Annotated in this window: 16 protein-coding genes, 1 tRNA gene and 1 other annotated feature (1 of these 18 cut by a window edge); of the genes, 3 read left to right on the top strand and 14 right to left on the bottom strand. The window is 47.1% G+C overall.

What is annotated here, in order from left to right; translation table 11 throughout:
• Positions 1-152 precede the first annotated feature (152 nt).
• Both OIU26_RS03215 and OIU26_RS03220 read left to right on the top strand, forming a co-directional pair.
• Complete coding sequence (locus OIU26_RS03215; protein WP_264215930.1) at positions 153-1649, top strand: GDSL-type esterase/lipase family protein; 1497 nt, start codon at positions 153-155, stop codon at positions 1647-1649.
• Positions 1650-1938: 289 nt separating this feature from the next.
• A complete protein-coding gene (locus tag OIU26_RS03220) occupies positions 1939-2271 on the top strand; it encodes a hypothetical protein (RefSeq protein WP_242211126.1) in 333 nt (110 codons plus the stop codon).
• Positions 2272-2375: 104 nt separating this feature from the next.
• Here the strand turns inward: OIU26_RS03220 and OIU26_RS03225 are convergent, their stop codons facing one another.
• The 12 genes from OIU26_RS03225 to lspA all read right to left on the bottom strand — a co-directional run bounded on the left by OIU26_RS03225 (position 2376) and on the right by lspA (position 14082).
• The gene (locus OIU26_RS03225) at positions 2376-2654 is read right to left on the bottom strand and encodes a hypothetical protein (protein WP_264215931.1); all 279 of its coding nucleotides are present in this window, start codon (positions 2652-2654) and stop codon (positions 2376-2378) included.
• Positions 2655-2829: 175 nt separating this feature from the next.
• Positions 2830-2903, bottom strand: a tRNA-Ile gene (locus tag OIU26_RS03230).
• A gap of 123 nt (positions 2904-3026) precedes the next feature.
• The gene (locus OIU26_RS03235; protein WP_010345444.1) at positions 3027-3191 is read right to left on the bottom strand and encodes a hypothetical protein; all 165 of its coding nucleotides are present in this window, start codon (positions 3189-3191) and stop codon (positions 3027-3029) included.
• Positions 3192-3337: 146 nt separating this feature from the next.
• The gene (gene pyrE, locus OIU26_RS03240; RefSeq protein ID WP_064796071.1) at positions 3338-3979 is read right to left on the bottom strand and encodes an orotate phosphoribosyltransferase; all 642 of its coding nucleotides are present in this window, start codon (positions 3977-3979) and stop codon (positions 3338-3340) included.
• Complete coding sequence (gene pyrF, locus OIU26_RS03245; RefSeq protein ID WP_436449014.1) at positions 3976-4770, bottom strand: orotidine-5'-phosphate decarboxylase; 795 nt, start codon at positions 4768-4770, stop codon at positions 3976-3978. The genes pyrE and pyrF overlap by 4 nt, the downstream gene beginning before the upstream one ends.
• Before the next feature lie 66 nt (positions 4771-4836).
• Complete coding sequence (carB, locus tag OIU26_RS03250) at positions 4837-8052, bottom strand: carbamoyl-phosphate synthase large subunit (RefSeq protein ID WP_044785327.1); 3216 nt, start codon at positions 8050-8052, stop codon at positions 4837-4839.
• Between the two features lies 1 nt (position 8053).
• Positions 8054-9190 (bottom strand): glutamine-hydrolyzing carbamoyl-phosphate synthase small subunit, encoded by a 1137-nt coding sequence (gene carA, locus OIU26_RS03255; RefSeq protein WP_013372064.1) that lies wholly within the window; start codon positions 9188-9190, stop codon positions 8054-8056.
• A gap of 51 nt (positions 9191-9241) precedes the next feature.
• A complete protein-coding gene (locus OIU26_RS03260) occupies positions 9242-10576 on the bottom strand; it encodes a dihydroorotase (protein ID WP_264215932.1) in 1335 nt (444 codons plus the stop codon).
• A 60-nt stretch (positions 10577-10636) separates the two neighbouring features.
• Entirely contained in the window at positions 10637-11551 is a 915-nt protein-coding gene (locus tag OIU26_RS03265; RefSeq protein WP_058711738.1) for an aspartate carbamoyltransferase catalytic subunit, read from the bottom strand.
• 2 nt (positions 11552-11553) lie between these two features.
• On the bottom strand, positions 11554-12114 hold the full coding sequence (gene pyrR, locus OIU26_RS03270) for a bifunctional pyr operon transcriptional regulator/uracil phosphoribosyltransferase PyrR (protein WP_013372067.1): 561 nt from the start codon (positions 12112-12114) through the stop codon (positions 11554-11556).
• Positions 12115-12617: 503 nt separating this feature from the next.
• Entirely contained in the window at positions 12618-13589 is a 972-nt protein-coding gene (locus tag OIU26_RS03275) for an RluA family pseudouridine synthase (protein WP_264215933.1), read from the bottom strand.
• Between the two features lies 1 nt (position 13590).
• Positions 13591-14082 (bottom strand): signal peptidase II, encoded by a 492-nt coding sequence (gene lspA, locus OIU26_RS03280; RefSeq protein ID WP_013372070.1) that lies wholly within the window; start codon positions 14080-14082, stop codon positions 13591-13593.
• 234 nt (positions 14083-14316) lie between these two features.
• Between lspA and OIU26_RS03285 the strand changes: the two genes are divergently transcribed.
• Complete coding sequence (locus OIU26_RS03285; protein WP_013372071.1) at positions 14317-15051, top strand: TraR/DksA C4-type zinc finger protein; 735 nt, start codon at positions 14317-14319, stop codon at positions 15049-15051.
• A 17-nt stretch (positions 15052-15068) separates the two neighbouring features.
• Here OIU26_RS03285 and OIU26_RS03290 read toward each other — a convergent pair whose 3' ends face one another.
• Together OIU26_RS03290 and ileS are read right to left on the bottom strand one after the other, a co-directional pair.
• Positions 15069-15461: a DUF5665 domain-containing protein gene (locus tag OIU26_RS03290; protein WP_264215934.1), complete on the bottom strand. Its 393-nt coding sequence runs from the start codon at positions 15459-15461 to the stop codon at positions 15069-15071.
• Between the two features lie 140 nt (positions 15462-15601).
• Entirely contained in the window at positions 15602-18691 is a 3090-nt protein-coding gene (ileS, locus tag OIU26_RS03295) for an isoleucine--tRNA ligase (RefSeq protein WP_264215935.1), read from the bottom strand.
• Between the two features lie 79 nt (positions 18692-18770).
• Positions 18771-18869, bottom strand: a binding site (T-box leader) (it continues 181 nt past the right edge of the window).

The following is an 18869-nucleotide window of genomic DNA, read 5'->3' on the forward strand; positions in this document are numbered from 1 at the left end:
TGGTTCTTGGTATCACACCAAATTATAGCGCTTTCATAACAAGGTTTAAATCATTTTTTTCACGTGTGCATTATTTTTTACATCCGTATCATTCCAATTTAAGTTGATTTAGTTTGGTTTGCGGCAGATAAAAAGAAATTTGGAGGTCTCTTATGTTACATGTCGTTAGTTCTAAAGAACAGATTGTAAAAGAAGAATTTCCGTTAGACACTTCCTTTCTCTCCCTCTATCCTGTAGCGGTCCGTGAAGCTCGTCCTTTTATATTGGTGTTACCTGGCGGTGGCTACGAGCATTTGGCCTCACATGAAGGAGAGCCGATCGCCCGATGGTTAAATGATTTAGGTATTCACGCGGGTGTGCTGGAGTATCAGGTCGGCGATTTCGAGGTTACCTCCTTGCTGGAAGATGTAGAACATGCGTTGCAATGGATTCGCCAAACATCGCATGACTGGCAAGTGATCCCTGATCAAGTGGGTCTCATAGGTTTTTCAGCAGGCGGTCACCTGGCCTCCATTGTGTCCACGATTGGAGCGGAAAAACCAAATCTTCTGATGTTGGGATACCCTGTAATATCATTCCATGAGCCTTATACGCATTTGGGAAGCCGTACGCACTTTTTAGGCGAACAGCCGAACTCGGAGCAGCTTCAAGCCTTTTCATCCGATCGGCAAGTGACTGCACAGACACCCCCAACTTTTATGTGGACAACGGCCAATGATGGCGCTGTACCGGTAGAAAATAGCCTGTTGTTCGCTTTCTCATTATCCAGAGAACGTATTCCGTTTGAACTGCATGTATTTGAGGAAGGACGACACGGATTGGGACTGTGTGAGGACAACCGTGAATGCCGACAATGGCTCGACCTGGCGAAAAAATGGCTTGAAAAACATGGATATGCGCAGACAAGACAGCGGATGACAACTCGACTGTTTATCGCAGGAGACTCTACTGCAGCCCAAAAGGGAGCAACCGAAAAACCGATGACAGGCTGGGGCGAACATTTGCAAGCTCATTTGAACTCTACTGTTCATGTGGACAATCGTGCCGTCAATGGACGAAGCACCAAATCCTTTATAGCAGAAGGGCGATTCGCTAATATTGAAAAAGATATTCAAGCTGGCGATTATCTGTTTATCCAATTTGGACATAACGATGAGAAAAAAGAAGACCCCACGCGCTACACCGATCCTGAGGGAGAGTACCGTTTAAACTTAATTCAATTCATTCAGTCCGCTCGGGAGCGTGGCGGGATTCCTGTGCTATTGACCTCTGTAAGCCGCCGCCGTTTTACCGCGGACGGTGAACCTGATCCGCTGGCCGTAGGAGCTTATCCCGATGCCATGCGAAAAGTAGCCGAGGAAACCCAAACACCGTTGCTCGATATTTTCGAAGCATCACAGCAGCTTTATCGTTCCATGGGTGAAAAAGAGTCCCAACTTCTATTTATGCATTTGCCTGAAAAAATGCACCCTAATTACCCAGCCGGGGTAGCAGATAATACCCATTTTTCTGACGAAGGAGCAAGGAAAATTGCCCAACTTGTAGCAGAAGCGATTTGTCAAAGTACGGAGCTATCTGCATTAAAGCAATGTATGATCGATAGAAATCTAAATATCAGTGAGACGGTTGCACACCAACTTGTCAACTGATATCAAGTGTTAAACATACAGATAGAAAAACGGATCTCGGGCGAATTACTCCGATATCCGTTTTTATTTTGTGTTATGCAAAGATGGCCCAGCTCTAGAGAATAGTTCAATAATAGAGTAAGCTAAAATTAATTTCTTTAATCGTTATATTTTAACTATTTTGTATCTTATAGGACTTTAGGATTACTTTTATTGTATTATTTTGACAACATTTGTCGAATGAAGTGAAATCGACAATTTTACATGGTATATTTTAGGAGCCCATATCATACATAAGGAGGACTTTTTTATGAATACTAAGAAAATATTATTATCAACAGCTATGTCTTTGGGACTCATTGGGAGTATTATTGTCCCTAGTGCGTCCGCAGCAGTAGGCCCTTCTCCAGAAATTACACCTGTTGTACAAGTAAACGGAGTATACTACAGAACGGCTACGTTGCCACGTAATTATTCCTATGCGTTGTCAAATTACCCTGGGGATACTTATAAAGTGGCGAGCGGAAATGTCACCGTTTCTGCTTCCGGCGTGGTAACCACCACCACTGCAACGAATGCAAGAGTTGAGATTTACGCCGGTAATGGTAAATTGAGAATGGTGTATACCGTTAAGGTAAACTAGGAAAAACGGACGGGCTGAGGCCCCCCCTTCTCATTGCTACTCAATGTCCCGTTCTTTGAACTTTAAAAAGATCACTGGTGCTTCCCATGACCAGTGATCTTTTTTTATTTCCACTTATGATATTTGGCCCACTCTTTAGCAGTCTCTTGATAACTCATTTGTTTGTTCCATAAAGTATGATTGATTTCCCAATCATGCATGGCTTGCTGGTACGTTTCAAGGATTCTATAATCGCAAATATTCCAAGAACAATAAATTTTTTTGTACCAACTTCCTGATGATACTCCTTGAGTATATCTGCGTACTGCCTTACTTGCTTGTCGCTTTACCCAACGTGTAGCTTGATCCTTCTTAACAGGTGACCTTTTCACACTTCTACTCAATTTGCCTCTAATCTCCTTATGGGAAGCTAGAGACCATCCAATGTTTTCATTACCTCACTCCTTGTATTTCCTTTAACTAGGATAAACGATGTGCCTCTTCAAAATAAATTCGATGAAGAAAGCAGCGAATGTAAACAACAAAAAAACCCTTGCTTAGCAAGGGTTTTTGAGGAAATGGGCCCTGAGGGACTCGAACCCCCGACCAATCGGTTATGAGCCGACCGCTCTAACCAACTGAGCTAAGGGCCCTCAAAAAAACATGTATATTCACGTTACATATTCGTAACAGCAACGTTAATTAATATACAACATTTTCTTGTGTTTCGTCAATAGTTTTTAGAAATTTTCTTTTTAAAAATTATTTTTGTAAACCTATGGAATAAATCGGACACCATAACGACCTTTGCGCGAGCGGTACACCTCCACTGCGCGGGGATCATTGTAGCCGTACATCCATCCGTCATGCTCCAGCCTTTTTGCCAAACATCCTGCCTGAAATTTAGTCGTGTACAGTCTGCCGTAGTAAACCCAATACATCCGAACTCCCTCTTTTCACATGATAGTAGGAGTTAGTGTAACCGGATCGAATTCGATTTACACGCTTGATTTCTAACAGTCTGGACTGGATCGCAATGAGTCTGTGACGCACTACTTATTAGCTCCGTTGTCTCTATTACTCAGCCTTATTTGCCGAAGGAAGCCGGGTCCTGACGCCAGGAACGTAGCAGTTCCATCTCTTCCTCCTGAATGGTTCCTTCACGCAAGGCAACCTCCATCAAGGCGGTGTAATTGGACAAGGTCTGCAGCTTCACTCCTGCTTCTTCAAAGGCTTGAGTGGCTTTGTCCAGCTGGTAGCTGAAAATAGCCAGTACAGCTAACGGCTGAGCGCCTGCTTGCTCTACTGCCTGTGCTGCTTTAATGGAACTTCCCCCGGTAGAGATGAGGTCTTCGATAACCATAACCTTTTGTCCAGCGCTGATGCGGCCTTCGATTTGATTCTCTTTCCCGTGTCCTTTGGCTTTATCTCTGACATAAGCCATCGGCAGATTTAGCTTTTGCGCCACCCAGGCGGCATGAGGAATCCCTGCTGTGGCTGTGCCGGCAATAACCTCGGTTTCAGGGTATTGTTCTCGGATGATAGCCGCAAAAGAGTCTGCGATTAGTTCACGCACCTCCGGGTAGGACATGGTCAGGCGATTGTCACAGTAGATAGGGGATTTAATGCCTGATGTCCATGTAAAAGGCTGCTGTGGACGCAGCGCCACTGCCTGAATGCGTAACAGATGGGATGCAATTTGCTCTGGTATATTATTTAATGTAGTCATACTTGTATCATCTCCTCAATAATATGTTTCGCTGCGGTGCGTGGGTCTGATGCTGCCGTGATCGGCCGTCCAACAACAATGTAGCTGCTGCCCTGGGCAATGGCTTGTCCAGGTGTTAGGACACGCGACTGATCACCTGTAGCGCTGCCAGCGGGGCGTATGCCAGGGGTTATGGTTTTAAAGTCAGATCCGCATACCGCACGAATCGCAGGCACTTCTAATGGAGATGCGACCACACCGTCCAATCCAGCCTCACGCGTCAATTGTGCATAACGAACAACAGCATCCTGTACTGTGCCAGGAATGCCTAACTCCGTATTCATGGTCGTCTGATCCGTACTGGTCAGCTGTGTGACTGCAATAATTAACGGCATGGCAAGTGAGCTGTCTGCGGAAATCGCTGCTTCGGCCCCGGCTCTGGCTGCCGACATCATACTGCGGCCTCCAGCGGCGTGTACGTTAAACATATCCACCCCTAGACGGGTAATGCTCTCTGCCCCTCCCCGTACCGTGTTAGGGATATCATGCATTTTCAAATCCAGAAATACGGAGTATCCTCTTGATTTTAATTGTTCTACAAAAGCTGGTCCTGCGCTATAAAACAGCTGCATACCCACTTTTATATAACAAGGAATTCCCTCCAGCTGCCGAATTAACTGCTCTGCCTGTTGTGCATCCGGGTAATCTAGCGCAACCATCAGCCGTCCTGCCATCTGCTGAAATGCTTCGTTCACCGTTCTACCGCCCCTTCTCACATCAATTCGGGCATATTTGCCCGTGATAAAGGACATCCGTCAGCAAAAGCTGATGAATGTCCTTCCCATTACCACTTATTTTTCTCATCTATTCATAACTTGTTAGTTGCTCAGAACTGGCATCGATTCGGATGTGAAGTTAATCGTCTCCAGCATTTTTAACAGAGCGCGCACTGTATCCAGCGAGGTCATGCAGACAATACCGTTCTCAACTGCTTCACGGCGGATGCGGAATCCGTCACGCTCTGGTGTTTTTCCTTTGGTCAGCGTGTTGAAGACGAAGTTGGCTTCACCTGTGCGGATCATATCCAGAATATTCGGATTGCCCTCACTTAGCTTGTTAACAGTGTTCACTGGAATGTTGGCCTGTTCCAAGGCTGCTGCCGTTCCACCTGTAGCAATAATTTTGTAGCCTAATCTGTAAAAGCCCTGCATCAGCTCGACAGCTTCTTCTTTATCCTTATCCGCCACTGTGATGATGATCGCCCCAGTAGATGGAATTTTCATACCTGCACCTACGAGTCCTTTGTATAATGCTTTGGCGTACTGGATATCGCGTCCCATAACTTCACCTGTAGATTTCATTTCAGGCCCCAGTGTCGGCTCTACACGACGCAACTTGGCAAAGGAGAATACAGGAACCTTAACCGAGACATAATTACTTTCAGGCCATAGTCCATCTGTATAGCCTGCATCTTTGAGCTTACCGCCCAAAATAGCCTGTGTCGCCAGATTTGCCATCGGAATATTCGTTACTTTACTCAAGAAAGGAACCGTCCGTGAGGAACGAGGGTTAACCTCGATGACATAGACTTCATCTTGATGAATGACGAACTGAATGTTTACCAGACCAATCGTTTTCAATTCCTTGGCGATGCTGATCGTAATGTCCACGACTTTTTTCTTCAGCTCGTCAGACAAGTGTTGTGGCGGATATACTGCGATCGAGTCACCTGAGTGAACCCCTGCCCGTTCCACATGTTCCATAATCCCTGGTACCAGGACCGTTTCACCGTCACAGATGGCGTCAACCTCAACTTCTTTGCCTAACATATAACGGTCGATGAGCACAGGATGTTCCGGATTGATTTTAACCGCTTCTTCCATGTACCGCAGCAATTCCGTATCTGAGTACACAATTTCCATAGCACGCCCGCCCAGGACGTAGGATGGACGTACCAGAACCGGATACCCCAATGCTTGGGCAGTTCCTACCGCTTCATCTACCGACGTGACCGTGTTGCCTTTAGGCTGGGCGATAGCAAGGCGAGACAGCAGCTGTTCGAACTTTTTCCGGTCTTCTGCTTCATCGATACTTTCCAGACTCGTACCCAGAATATTAACGCCTGCCGCACTAAGTGGAGCTGCAAGGTTAATCGCCGTTTGACCGCCGAACTGGACGATGACACCAATCGGTTTTTCCTGCTCAATGACATTCATTACATCTTCGAAGAAAAGTGGCTCAAAGTAGAGACGGTCCGACGTGTTGAAGTCTGTAGAGACGGTCTCCGGATTGTTATTGATAATTACCGCTTCGTAACCTGCTTTTTGGATAGCCCATACCGCGTGCACGGTGGAGTAGTCAAATTCAATCCCTTGACCGATCCGAATAGGTCCTGAGCCGAGTACGATAACTTTCTCTTTGTTGGATGGAATCACTTCGTTTTCCACCTCATAAGAGGAGTAGTAGTACGGAGTTGTGGCTTCAAACTCGGCTGCGCACGTATCTACCATTTTGTAGACAGGACGCAGGTTTTGATTTAGACGGAATTCACGAACCTCAAGCTCGGTTGTCATACTCTTCTGTTGACCCATACTGCGAATCTCGGCAATGGAGCGGTCGGTAAAACCTTTTCGTTTGGCCTGATAAAGTGTTTCCGAGGACAGCTCAGACTCTCCAGCGATAATGGATTCGAACTTAACAATTCCTTCTACCTTATCGAGGAACCACCAATCAATTTTGGTTACATCCTGAATGTCTTGTTGTTTCCAGCCACGACGGAATGCCTCGGCTACCAGGAACAAGCGCTCATCATCTGCTTTAGCCAGACGCTCTTTGAGTACCTCATCAGATAGTTGATCGGCGCCCTTTAGATGCAGGCGATGTACCCCAATTTCCAGAGAACGGACCGCTTTATGGATAGATTCTTCAAATGTACGTCCGATGGCCATGACTTCACCAGTTGCTTTCATTTGTGTGCCAAGCTTGCGGTTGGCAGAAATGAACTTGTCAAATGGCCAGCGTGGTATTTTACTCACGATGTAATCCAATGTCGGCTCAAAGCAAGCATACGTTTGTCCCGTTACTGGATTTACAATTTCATCCAGTGTGTAGCCTAGTGCAATTTTGGCCGCCATTTTGGCAATCGGATATCCTGTCGCCTTGGAAGCCAGTGCCGAGGAACGACTCACCCGTGGGTTGACCTCAATCACGTAGTATTGATAGCTGTGCGGATCCAGCGCAAACTGTACATTACAGCCGCCTTCGATATTGAGGGCGCGAATAATTTTCAGAGAAGCAGAGCGCAGCATCTGATACTCGCGATCTGACAGCGTTTGACTTGGCGCTACGACGATACTGTCGCCAGTGTGCACGCCGACCGGATCGAAGTTCTCCATATTACAGACAACGATGCAGTTGTCATTGCCGTCACGCATAACTTCATACTCGACTTCCTTCATACCTGCGATACTTTTTTCCACTAAGCATTGCCCGATTGGACTGTAGCGCAAGCCAGAGCTGACTGTTTCACGTAATTCTTCTTCTGTGGCGCAAATCCCACCGCCTGTACCTCCCAGCGTATAAGCCGGGCGAACGATAATGGGATAACCGATTTCGTTAGCAAATTCCAGCGATTCTTCCAAAGTCGTTACAATTACGCTCTCCGGTACTGGCTGTTCCAACTCACGCATCAGGTCGCGGAACAAGTCCCGATCTTCGGCTTTTTCAATTGAATTCAGTTGAGTTCCCAGCAGCTTAACATTTTCGCGTTCCAACACCCCAGCGCGAGCCAGTTCCACTGCCATATTCAGACCTGTCTGTCCTCCCAGTGTAGGAAGCAGACCATCTGGACGTTCCTGGCGGATAATCTGTGTTACAAAATCAAGTGTAATCGGCTCGATGTATACTTTATCTGCCATATTGGTGTCTGTCATGATGGTTGCCGGGTTACTGTTGATCAGTACTACCTCGACGCCTTCTTCTTTGAGCGCTTGACAAGCTTGTGTACCAGCGTAATCGAATTCTGCTGCCTGACCAATGACGATAGGACCGGAACCGATCACGAGTATTTTTTTAAGTTCTGTATTTTTCGGCATATTAGCGCTCTCCTCTCACTGCGGCGGCGATAGCAGCCTGACGCGGTTGCTTTGGTTGATTTCTTTTGTGTTCACGGATCATTTCCAGGAAGCGGTCAAACAGGTAGCCATTATCGTAAGGACCAGGCGCAGCCTCTGGATGGTATTGCACCGAAAACGCGGGATACTTAGTATGTTTAAGACCCTCAATCGTTTTATCGTTGTTGTTAATATGCGTCACTTCAAGTTCTGTTCCTTGGATCGATTCCTCATTCACTGTGTAGCCATGATTTTGTGATGTGATGAAGCAGCGTCCGCTCTCCAGTTCTTTCACCGGGTGGTTACCACCGCGATGTCCGAATTTCAGCTTTTCCGTATCTGCTCCCGAAGCCAAGGCGAACAACTGGTGTCCCAAGCAAATTCCGAAAATCGGGTATTCCCCTAGCAATTCAGCCACCGTACGTACAGCATGCGGTACGTCTTTTGGATCTCCAGGACCGTTGGACAGCTGAATACCGTCCGGATCCAAGCGGCGAATTTCCTCGGCCGTCGTATCATGTGGAACGACAACCACATCACAGTCTCGTTTATTCAGTTCGCGCAGGATGCCGCTTTTAGCACCATAGTCAATCAATACAATCCGTTCTCCGTTGCCAGGGCTGCTGTACGGATGAGGAGTAGAAGTCAAAGGAACCTGATTACGCAGTTCTTCTATGGTCATGTCGGACATCATTTCTTTTAGTTCTTCCAACGGCTGGGAACCAGTCGTCAAAATGCCCTTCATTGTGCCGTGATGGCGAATAATCCGGGTGAGCATGCGGGTGTCGATGTCGCTAATACCAATGATGCCATATTCCTTCAGCAAATCGCCCACGCTGTATTGAGCACGCCAGTTACTTGGCGCCGGCTCGTAATGTCGAACAGCAAAGCCGTGTACATAAGGCCGTACTGATTCAAAATCATCACGAGTAATTCCGTAATTTCCAATTAGCGGGTAAGTCATGGTTACGATTTGTCCGCAATAAGAGGGATCCGTCAGCACCTCTTGATAGCCTGTAATCCCTGTGTTGAAAACGACTTCGCCTGTTTTTTCACCTTCCGCACCAAATGATGTGCCTGTAAACAGCGTGCCGTCCTGAAGTAACAATCTTGCCTGCATCCCGTCTCACTCCTCTATTTTGTTTCCTGCTATAAGGTTCTATTTTTTTAATTAGTTGTGTATTATTTTGCCTTCGTCAGCAGACCATACCAGTTTGCCGTCTACCCAAGTTTTCACCGGCCAGCCTTTGAGCTTCCAGCCTGTAAAAGGAGTGTTGCGTCCTTTGCTGGCAAACGTTTGTGGATCAACTGCCTGCTCCTGCTCCAGATCAATCATGGTCAGGTCAGCGGGTGCTCCCTCTTCCAGACGTCCCGTATCAAGGCGGAAGACACGCGCTGGGTCAGCCGTCATACGGCGCACCAGAAAGTCCAGCGTCCATTGCCCGGTAGCTACGAATTTGGTGTACAGCAGCGGAAAGGCTGTTTCAAATCCAACGATTCCAAATGGCGCCAGCTCCATCCCTTTTGCCTTCTCTTCCTCGCTGTGTGCTGCATGGTCCGTTACGATGATATCAATCGTTCCGTCCTCCAGCCCCTCGATGCATGCCTGTACATCACGCGGGGAGCGTAGTGGAGGATTCATTTTCCAGTTGGCATCCAGCCCAGGAATGTCCTCATCGGACAATACCAAGTGATGCGGGCATACCTCTGCAGTAACCTTGATGCCAAAAGATTTGGCATGGCGAATCAATCGCACCGATTGCTCTGTGCTGACATGGCATACATGATAATGTGCCCCGGTTGCCTCGGATAGCAGAATATCACGTCCAACATGAATCGCCTCGGATTCATTGGGGATACCTTTGAGTCCGTGACGCTTGGCAAATTCACCGTCCGTCACCGCTGCTCCTACAACAAGTGTGTTATCTTCACAGTGTGCAATGACTGGCATATCCAGCGCTTTAGCTCGTGACATGGCATCCTTCATCATTTGTGCACTCTGCACTCCGACTCCGTCATCAGTAAATCCGATGGCACCTGCTGCTTTGAGCGCTTCAAAATCTGTCAGCTCACGTCCCAGTTCGTTTTTCGTGATGGCTGCGTAAGGAAGTACCTTGGCCAGCCCAGCTTCCTGACCCTTTTTCAGCACTAGCTGAACCGTGTCTACATTGTCTGTCACTGGACGTGTGTTTGGCATGCAGGCAATCGTGGTAAATCCACCTTTCACCGCAGCGCGGCTGCCTGTTTCAATTGTTTCTTTATATTCAAAGCCAGGTTCTCTCAGATGCACATGCATGTCGATTAGACCGGGGATGACCAGCTTTCCCTGGGCGTCGATTTTTTCGACTTCGAGCTCTTGTCCAGATGCCCCTTCTTCCATAATGAGGCTAACTCCGGCTTCCGCATTTGCGATAGCCAAAATTTTTCCGTCAGCGATTAGAATGGATTTTAATTCCGTCTCGCCCTGCTCGTTCAATACGCTTGCATTCATAATTAATTGTTTCATCTGAAATATTCCTCCGCTCAGGTTTTTTGCAGCTTTTTCCTACGATCCTGCTGACAGCTGCTACAGCTTCATTGCCCGTTCCATAACCGCCATGCGGATTGGAACCCCGTTGGCCATTTGCGGAAAAATTCGCGATTGCTCGCTTTCCACAACTGCACTATCGATCTCCACATTCCGATTCACTGGAGCCGGGTGCATGATAATTGTTCCGGACTTAAGGCTCGCTGCTCTTTCTTCTGTCAGACCGTACTGCTCTCGGTACTCATCCGCTGAGCGCAACATCCCTTCAGCATGCCGTTCAAGCTGGACTCGCAGCATCATGACCACGTCTGCCTGCAAAGCTTCTTGCATCGGCACATAAGGCGCGTACGTTGCAAGCTCAGGTGCCTGCATATTGTCCGGTGCACAGAAGCTAACCTTGGCTCCGAATTTTTGCAAGGCCCACAGATTCGAGCGAGCTACACGGCTGTGCAAAATGTCTCCTATGATGGATACTCTCAAGCCTTTAAGCTCACCGAAAGTTTTGCGCATGGTGTAGAGGTCCAGCAAAGCCTGCGTTGGATGCTCATTGTTACCATCTCCCGCATTAACCAGCGGAACACTAACCTTCTCAGCAAGCTCTTGCAGCACTCCGGCTGGCTTTAACCGGATGACTCCAGCATCAATGCCCATGGATTCGAGCGTACGTACAGTATCGTAAATGGACTCCCCTTTTTCCACACTGGAAGCCGCAGCGGAAAAGTTCAAAACCTGAGCGCCGAGCCGCTTCTCCGCCATTTCAAAAGAAAAGCGTGTGCGTGTACTATTTTCAAAAAACATGTTGGCCGCGAAGCGTGACTGTAGGACTGGAATCAGCTTTTGCGGCTGTGATTCCCAATAATGAGCACGATCCAGAATCGACTCAATTTCATTTCGGCTAAGTTCTTTTAATCCGAGCAGGCTACGTTCTCTAAGTTGACTGGCTGTTGTGATCATACCTATTCCCCCCGGTTCTGAATGATCGTCACTTCGTCCTTACCGTCCGTCTCCTGAAGTGCAACTACGATTTCCTCAGATTTGGAGGTCGGGATGTTCTTGCCGATGTAATCCGGACGAATCGGAAGCTCACGGTGTCCGCGATCTGCTAGCACAGCCAGCTGGATCATTTGCGGTCGTCCGCAGTCCATCAATGCATCCATCGCCGCTCGAATGGTGCGGCCTGTGTACAGCACATCGTCAAAGAGAATGACTTTCTTATCATGAACCGATACGTCAGCAGGATTCATCAAAAGCTCTTTTCCATTTCCTTTAGCCTCGGCAACGCTGCTCCGGTCATCCCGGTAGGCTGTAACATCCAGCTCTCCCCATGGAATCGGTGCGCCTTCAATCTCAGCAATTTTTTCAGCCAAGCGCTGCGCCAGATGAACTCCGCGTGTTCGAATACCTACTAGCACGCAATCGTCGATACCCTTGTTTTTCTCCAAAATTTCATGTGCAATCCGTGTCAATGCCCGACGAATCGCAATTTCATCCATCAGTACATGTGTTTCATTACTCATGCTTCCAGCCTCCTCAGGTGATATTCCCTTCAGACCTGGTCCCGTGTCGGATACAAAAAAGACTCCTTGCCCAAGTTTGGCAAGGAGTCTCGTATGAACAGTCTTCCACTGTTCTCCGATCTGTCGGACACACTGAATACATACCGCCGCAGCGGATGCACTGATCAGTGATCCATTCACGTTACCTTGCCAGCCTCACGGGACTGATTTAAAGGTGCTATTCAGGATTTCCTTTGTCCTGCTTCTTATAGTGTGAGATGGCTAACCATCTCTTGGACAAAGTTCATCGCAACTACAAGAAGTATGACAGATTGAAAATCTCGTGTCAACACCCGTTCAACCGGAACCACCGGAAGCACTTTAATAAATATACATCATATCTGTATAATTATCCATAGTTGTTTTTACCCATTCCTTGTCTCACAATAAAAAAACCGCCATTTAGGCGGTCTAAATTAATGATTTATTCAAGTTTTTGAATAGAAAAGCAGTTCATCGTTGTTTTAGCGACTACGCAAGGACGTTAATACGTCCTCCATATCAGGAGGGATCGGTCTGCTAAATTCCAAGTATTCTCCCGTGGTTGGATGCTTAAATCCCAATACCGCTGCATGCAGGGCTTGGCCCTCCATACGAACCCCTTTACTGCGTCCATACATAGGATCGCCAACCAATGGATGCCCAATGAATTTCATGTGAACACGAATTTGGTGTGTGCGTCCTGTCTCCAATTGAAGTTCAAGCAAGGTATAATCCCCCAACCGTTCAATAACGAGAAAATGGGTAACTGCATGCTTGCTGTTGCGTTCCGTCACCGTGAACATTTTACGATCACCTGAATCACGACCGATCGGAGCATCTACGGTTCCCTGATCGTGGCTCAAATGACCGTGGACCAATGCAATATATTTCCGAGTCACGCTATGATCCTTAAGCTGTGCTGCAAGTGATGCGTGGGCCTGATCATTTTTAGCCGCCATCAGCAGTCCTGATGTATCCTTATCAATACGGTGAACAATACCGGGACGTAATTCCCCGTTAATACCGGAAAGATCATGGCAGTGGTACATCAGTGCGTTGACCAGTGTTCCCGAGGAATGTCCTGGTGCAGGATGCACCACTAGACCACGTTGCTTGTTAATGACAATCACGTCCGAATCCTCGTATACGACATCTAGCGGAATATTTTCCGGCATAATATCTACACTTTCTGGCTCAGGTACCAATAATACAATATGATCTCCTTCAGCCAGCTTGTAGTTCGCTTTGACCGCCGTACCGTTCACCAGTACGCGACCATTCCCGATCCACAGCTGAATTTGAGAACGAGATACTTCCTTCATTTCTTCGGCGATGTATTTGTCTATACGTGTTTTGACATTCCCTGAATCCGCCGTCCATTCCAGAGATTCACCCTCCAGTTCGTCCTCATAAGACAGACCTATGGCTTCGCCGTTTTCATTCACTTCGTTCATGCTATGACTTCCCTTCAACGCTATCATTGCCATTCCCTTTTTCGCGACGCGATTCCAACAATGTATCCAAAATAATCAGTGCAACACCGATGACAATTGCCGAATCTGCCACATTAAAAATCGGGAATGTGTAGCTTCCAAAATTGAACTGTGCAAAATCAACCACTTCTCCAGAAATAGCCCGATCCAAAAAATTACCAACCGCTCCCCCAAGCACCAAACTTAGCGCAACAGGAAGTAGTTTTTGCCCAGCTCTGACTGTTTTTCTTAGGTACCATACGATACCGATCACTACTACAATTGTGATCACGATAAAAAGCCAGCGTTGCCCTTCCAAAATCCCAAAAGCGGCTCCGCGATTACGATGGGAGGTAATTAAAAAGAAATTGCCGATGACTGGTATTTGCTCGTACAATTCCATCCGCGTAGCCACCAAATATTTGACTCCCTGATCAATCAAAAAAATAATTAGCGCAATACCAAAATAAATCACAGTCCTTCGTCACTCCGATCCGCTTATATCCGTTGTCGAACCCATTTATTGTAGCATAAGCCTTCTCAGATCGTCCACGAGTCCTGCAGGCTTTCGAGCACAGTCCTTGAATGGAATGAACTCGATCACATTTGATTAGAATTTCCTATGTAAAAGAGGTCTTCCCGGTGCACACTACAAGGAGCATACCTGACACAACGCATGCACGTAAATCTAGAACAAGGAGAGGATTCCATGTCCCCATTGACGGAGCAACAATTACAAGGCTTGCGTAATGAACTGCTGGAACGCAAAAAGGAAATTGAGCATCGGTTGCAAAGCAACGACCATTATGGACTCGGCGATTCTCAACGTGATCAAACCGGTGAGCTTTCTCCCATTGATAACCATCCAGGCGATCTGGCTACCGAAACCTATGAGCGAGCTAAAGATATTTCCTTGCTGGAGCATGACGAGTTTCAATTGGAACGTATCAAATCAGCCTTGATGGCTATGGACAAGGGGACCTATGGCATTTGCGCCGCCAGCGGTAAGCCCATTCCCTATGAACGCCTGCTGGCTGTTCCCTATACCATTTATTGCAAAGAATACAGTCCTGAAACAGAAGTATCCAACAACCGTCCGGTGGAGGAAGAATTTCTCGCTCCCGCGTTCGGTAGAACAAGCCTGGATGAGCGTGAAGAACAAAACGGCTTTGACGGTGAAGATGCTTGGCAGATCGTTGAAAATTGGGGGACCTCTAACACTCCGGCCATGGCGGAAAGTGGAGAAATCCATCGCTATGATGATATGGAAATCGAAGCCGGCGATGATAATATGGGCTTCGTAGAGCCATATGAAAGCTTTGTCGCTACTGACATTTATGGCAGAAATGTATCCATTGTCCGTAGTTCTATTTATCAGCGTTATATAGAAGATGGCGAGGGTGAAGGTCTGCTGGAGCCAGATTTGCACGAGGATGAATCGTAGGCTTTAAAGTAAAACGCCTAGTAGGTAGTAAGCTCTAATTGTCGCTGTACGATCCGTACAATATCAGCGATATAATCACCGATAATCGGCAAATTCAACGCTCCGAGCACTTGAAGCACATAAATAATAGTAGCAGCAAAAAAAGTAAACCCTAGCGCAATGCCGATCCCTCGGGAAACACCTGATATTAGGTTTAGCCAAAGCAATCGCCAAGGTTTATTCAGCAGCAAAGCGTAATCTGCAATACGTGTTCGTTCCATCTGCTCTGACACAGCTTGCACCAGCTTTTCCACACGACTTAGTTTCTCTGCCTGTTCACCTGCTATTCCCTTTTCTGAGGCTATGGCGGCCCCTTCTCCGTTCACCCCTCGGAGACTCCTTCCCTGTCTGCGCCTTGACCGTGCTGTCATATGCACAATCCCCCTTTTCCCATAGCTGCCCCGAAAGCAGCAAACGAGCCGAAGCACGTAACGGAGGAAACCCGTTTCCGATGCTTAGGCTCGTTTTTATATGCTGCCTGTTATTGTATTATGGGACAGGGGGCTTGTAATTATTCCCCAATATGAACGCCGATGGTTTTGCCGTTCACTTCTACATGTTCCGCTGGTTCAGCTTGACCAAATGTCACCGTGGTTACCAATACGTTCTCACGCAACACAGAGTCGAAGCTTTCGATCGCCTGACGCAAGTCGCTGTCTACATCCAACGTCAATGCTACATACTTTTCAATCGGCAGATCCAGCTTTTTGCGGTAGTCTTGTACCGCGCGAACCACTTCACGTACCCAGCCCTCTTGCTCAAGCTCCGGTGTAATATCTGTGTTCAGCGCTACCGTTAAGCCATAGCCAGAAGCAGAAGCGAAGCCTTCTTTTGCTTTTTTCTCCACCAGCAATTCTTCGGCTGTAACTTGCAACTCTTCGCCTTCTGGAGAAGCCACGTTCAGCACTCCTTTTTCTACAACAGAACGAGTATCCTCAGCAGACATTCCTTTGAAAAGGTTTTGTAGGAATCCGACATTTTTGCCGTATTTCTTGCCTGCTACTTTCAAATTCAGCTTCAATGTAAAATCAACAAATCCGCTATCATCCGTCTCAACATGAATATGCTTTACATTGATCTCGTCTTTGATGATTTCTTCATAGCCGCTCAGGTCAAAATCCTGATCCATAGACAGAATCAATTCAGACAACGGTTGACGTGTTTTCAAACCCGTTTCGTTACGGACATTACGTGCTAATTCAACGACGCGACGTGCTGTTTCCATATCTCGTTCCAGTTCCAGATCAATTAAGGATTCATTGGCAGACGGATAGTCATCCAAATGAACACTTTCCCCATTGCTCAGGTTGAGGTAAATATCCTCAGCAAGCAGCGGTGTGAACGGTGCCAGCAGCTTCGCCGTCGTTAACAACACCTCAGTCAATGTTCGATACGCATCCAGCTTATCTTCTGTAAGCCCGTTACCCCAGAAACGATCACGTGAACGACGGATATACCAGTTACTCAGCTCATCCACAAACGACTCAATCGCTTTGGATGAGTTCAGGAAGTCATTTACAGACAATGCTTTATCCACAACCAAGATTAGGCTGCTTAGACGGGATAAAATCCAGCGATCCAACTTGTGTGCCGATGGCTTGAATGGATACTGTGCCGGATCAAATCCGTCAATATCCGCATACAGAGTCAGAAATGCGTGTGTATTGACAAGCGTATCTACCAGTTTCGATTTAGCCTCGCCTACAATGCCTTTGGAAAAACGTTTGCTATTCCATGGTGCACTATCGGACAGTAATGCCCAGCGGAAAGCATCTGTTCCGTACTCATCAATCACTTCCCACGGATCAATAACATTACCCTTCGATTTGGACATTTTCTGCCCCTGCTCATCCAGTACATGGCCTGTTGCCATGACAGCTTTGTAAGGAGCTTTGCCAGTCAACATCGTCGAAACCGCAAGCAAGCTATAGAACCAGCCACGAGTCTGGTCAATCCCTTCACAGATCATATCTGCCGGAAATTGCTGCTCAAACGTTTCATTATTCTCAAAAGGATAGTGATGCTGCGCAAACGGCATAGAGCCGCTATCGAACCATACATCGATGACTTCCGGTGTGCGAGTCATTTCGTATTTACCGCATTGGCTACGAACCTTGATATCATCTACATAAGGTTTGTGTAGCTCGATATCCGCTGGTACATCCCCAATTGCACGTTCTCTCAATTCAGCAATACTATGGGGTGCGAACTGTTCTCCAGTTTCCTCACAAACCCAGATATTGAGCGGTGTACCCCAATAGCGATCGCGACTGATGTTCCAATCTACCAGTTCCTCCAAAAACTTACCGAAGCGTCCTTCGCGTACATGGCCCGGGTACCATTCAACTTCGCTGTTGTTGGCAATCAGTTGATCCTTGATCGCAGTTGTTTTGATAAACCAGCTGTCCATCGCATAGTACAATAAGGGAGTATCGCAGCGCCAGCAGAACGGATAGCTATGCTCGTATTTTTCCTTGCTGTACAGCAACCCTTTTTCGGACAGCATTTTCACAATATCTACATCGCAATCTTTCACAAAACGGCCTGCAAAATCAGTGATTTCAGCTACATAGTTACCTTGGAGATCCACTACGTTGATAAACCCAACGCCATTTTCACGACATACGCGATAGTCATCCTCACCATGTGCCGGGGCCATATGAACGATACCTGTACCGCTGGAATCTGTTACGAACTTGGCACCCAGAATTTGGTTACCTTTCTCTACCTGAAAATAAGTAAATGGCGGGGTATAGGTTTGGCCTACCAGTTCTGAACCCGATAGCGTGCCAATCACTTCATGATCACCTTTAATTACGGTCTCAACAAGATTTTTAGCAACGATGTATACCCCATCTTCCTGCTTCACACGTACGTATTCCAGCTCAGGGTTGACGGCGAGCGCCACGTGACTCGGCAAGGTCCAAGGTGTTGTCGTCCAGGCCAATACATATTCACCACTGCTATGCAGCTTGAATTTGGCCGTGGCACTCAGATCCTTTACATCTTTGTAGCCCTGTGCTACTTCATGGGAACTTAGTGTTGTCTGACAATCCGGGCAGTACGGACTCACACGATGACCACGATACAGCAGATCTTTCTCATGAATCGTCGCCAAAATGTTCCATACACTCTCGATATAGTTATTGTCCAAGGTAATGTATGGGTGATCGAGGTCTGTCCAGTATCCGATCGCTTCGGTTAAATCGCGCCACTGCTGCTCGTATTCAAACACGCTCGCTTTACATTTTTTAATAAATTTCTCAACACCGTATTCTTCAATTTCAGGCTTGTGAGAGATCCCCAGTTGCTTTTGCACACCCAGTTCTACCGGCAGGCCATGCGTATCCCAACCCGCCTTACGTACAACACGATATCCCTTCATGGTCTGATAGCGGCCGACGAAATCCTTAATTACGCGACCCAGCACATGACCGATGTGTGGTTTGCCGTTAGCTGTTGGTGGGCCCTCATAAAACACAAAATTAGGCTTTCCTTCACGATTGGTAATGGATTTACGGAACGTGTCCTCCTGTTTCCATTTGCTCAGGATGCGTAGGTCACGTGACCGTGCTTTTTCTTTAACATCCACTCTGTTCATAACGTCATACTTCCTCTCTGCTCATCATTAATTGTTCTAGCGCACTTAAAAAAAGCAACAAAAAAAGCCCCATCCCTGTAAAAGGGACGAGACTGTGCTCGCGTTACCACCCTGATTCCGTAATTAGACCAGTCTAAAGAAGACGATCTTGTCACGACTCTCTGAGCCCTACTCAACT

Origin of the sequence: Paenibacillus sp. BT-177, from assembly GCF_025846815.2 — a bacterium.
Taxonomy (GTDB): domain Bacteria; phylum Bacillota; class Bacilli; order Paenibacillales; family Paenibacillaceae; genus Paenibacillus; species Paenibacillus polymyxa_C.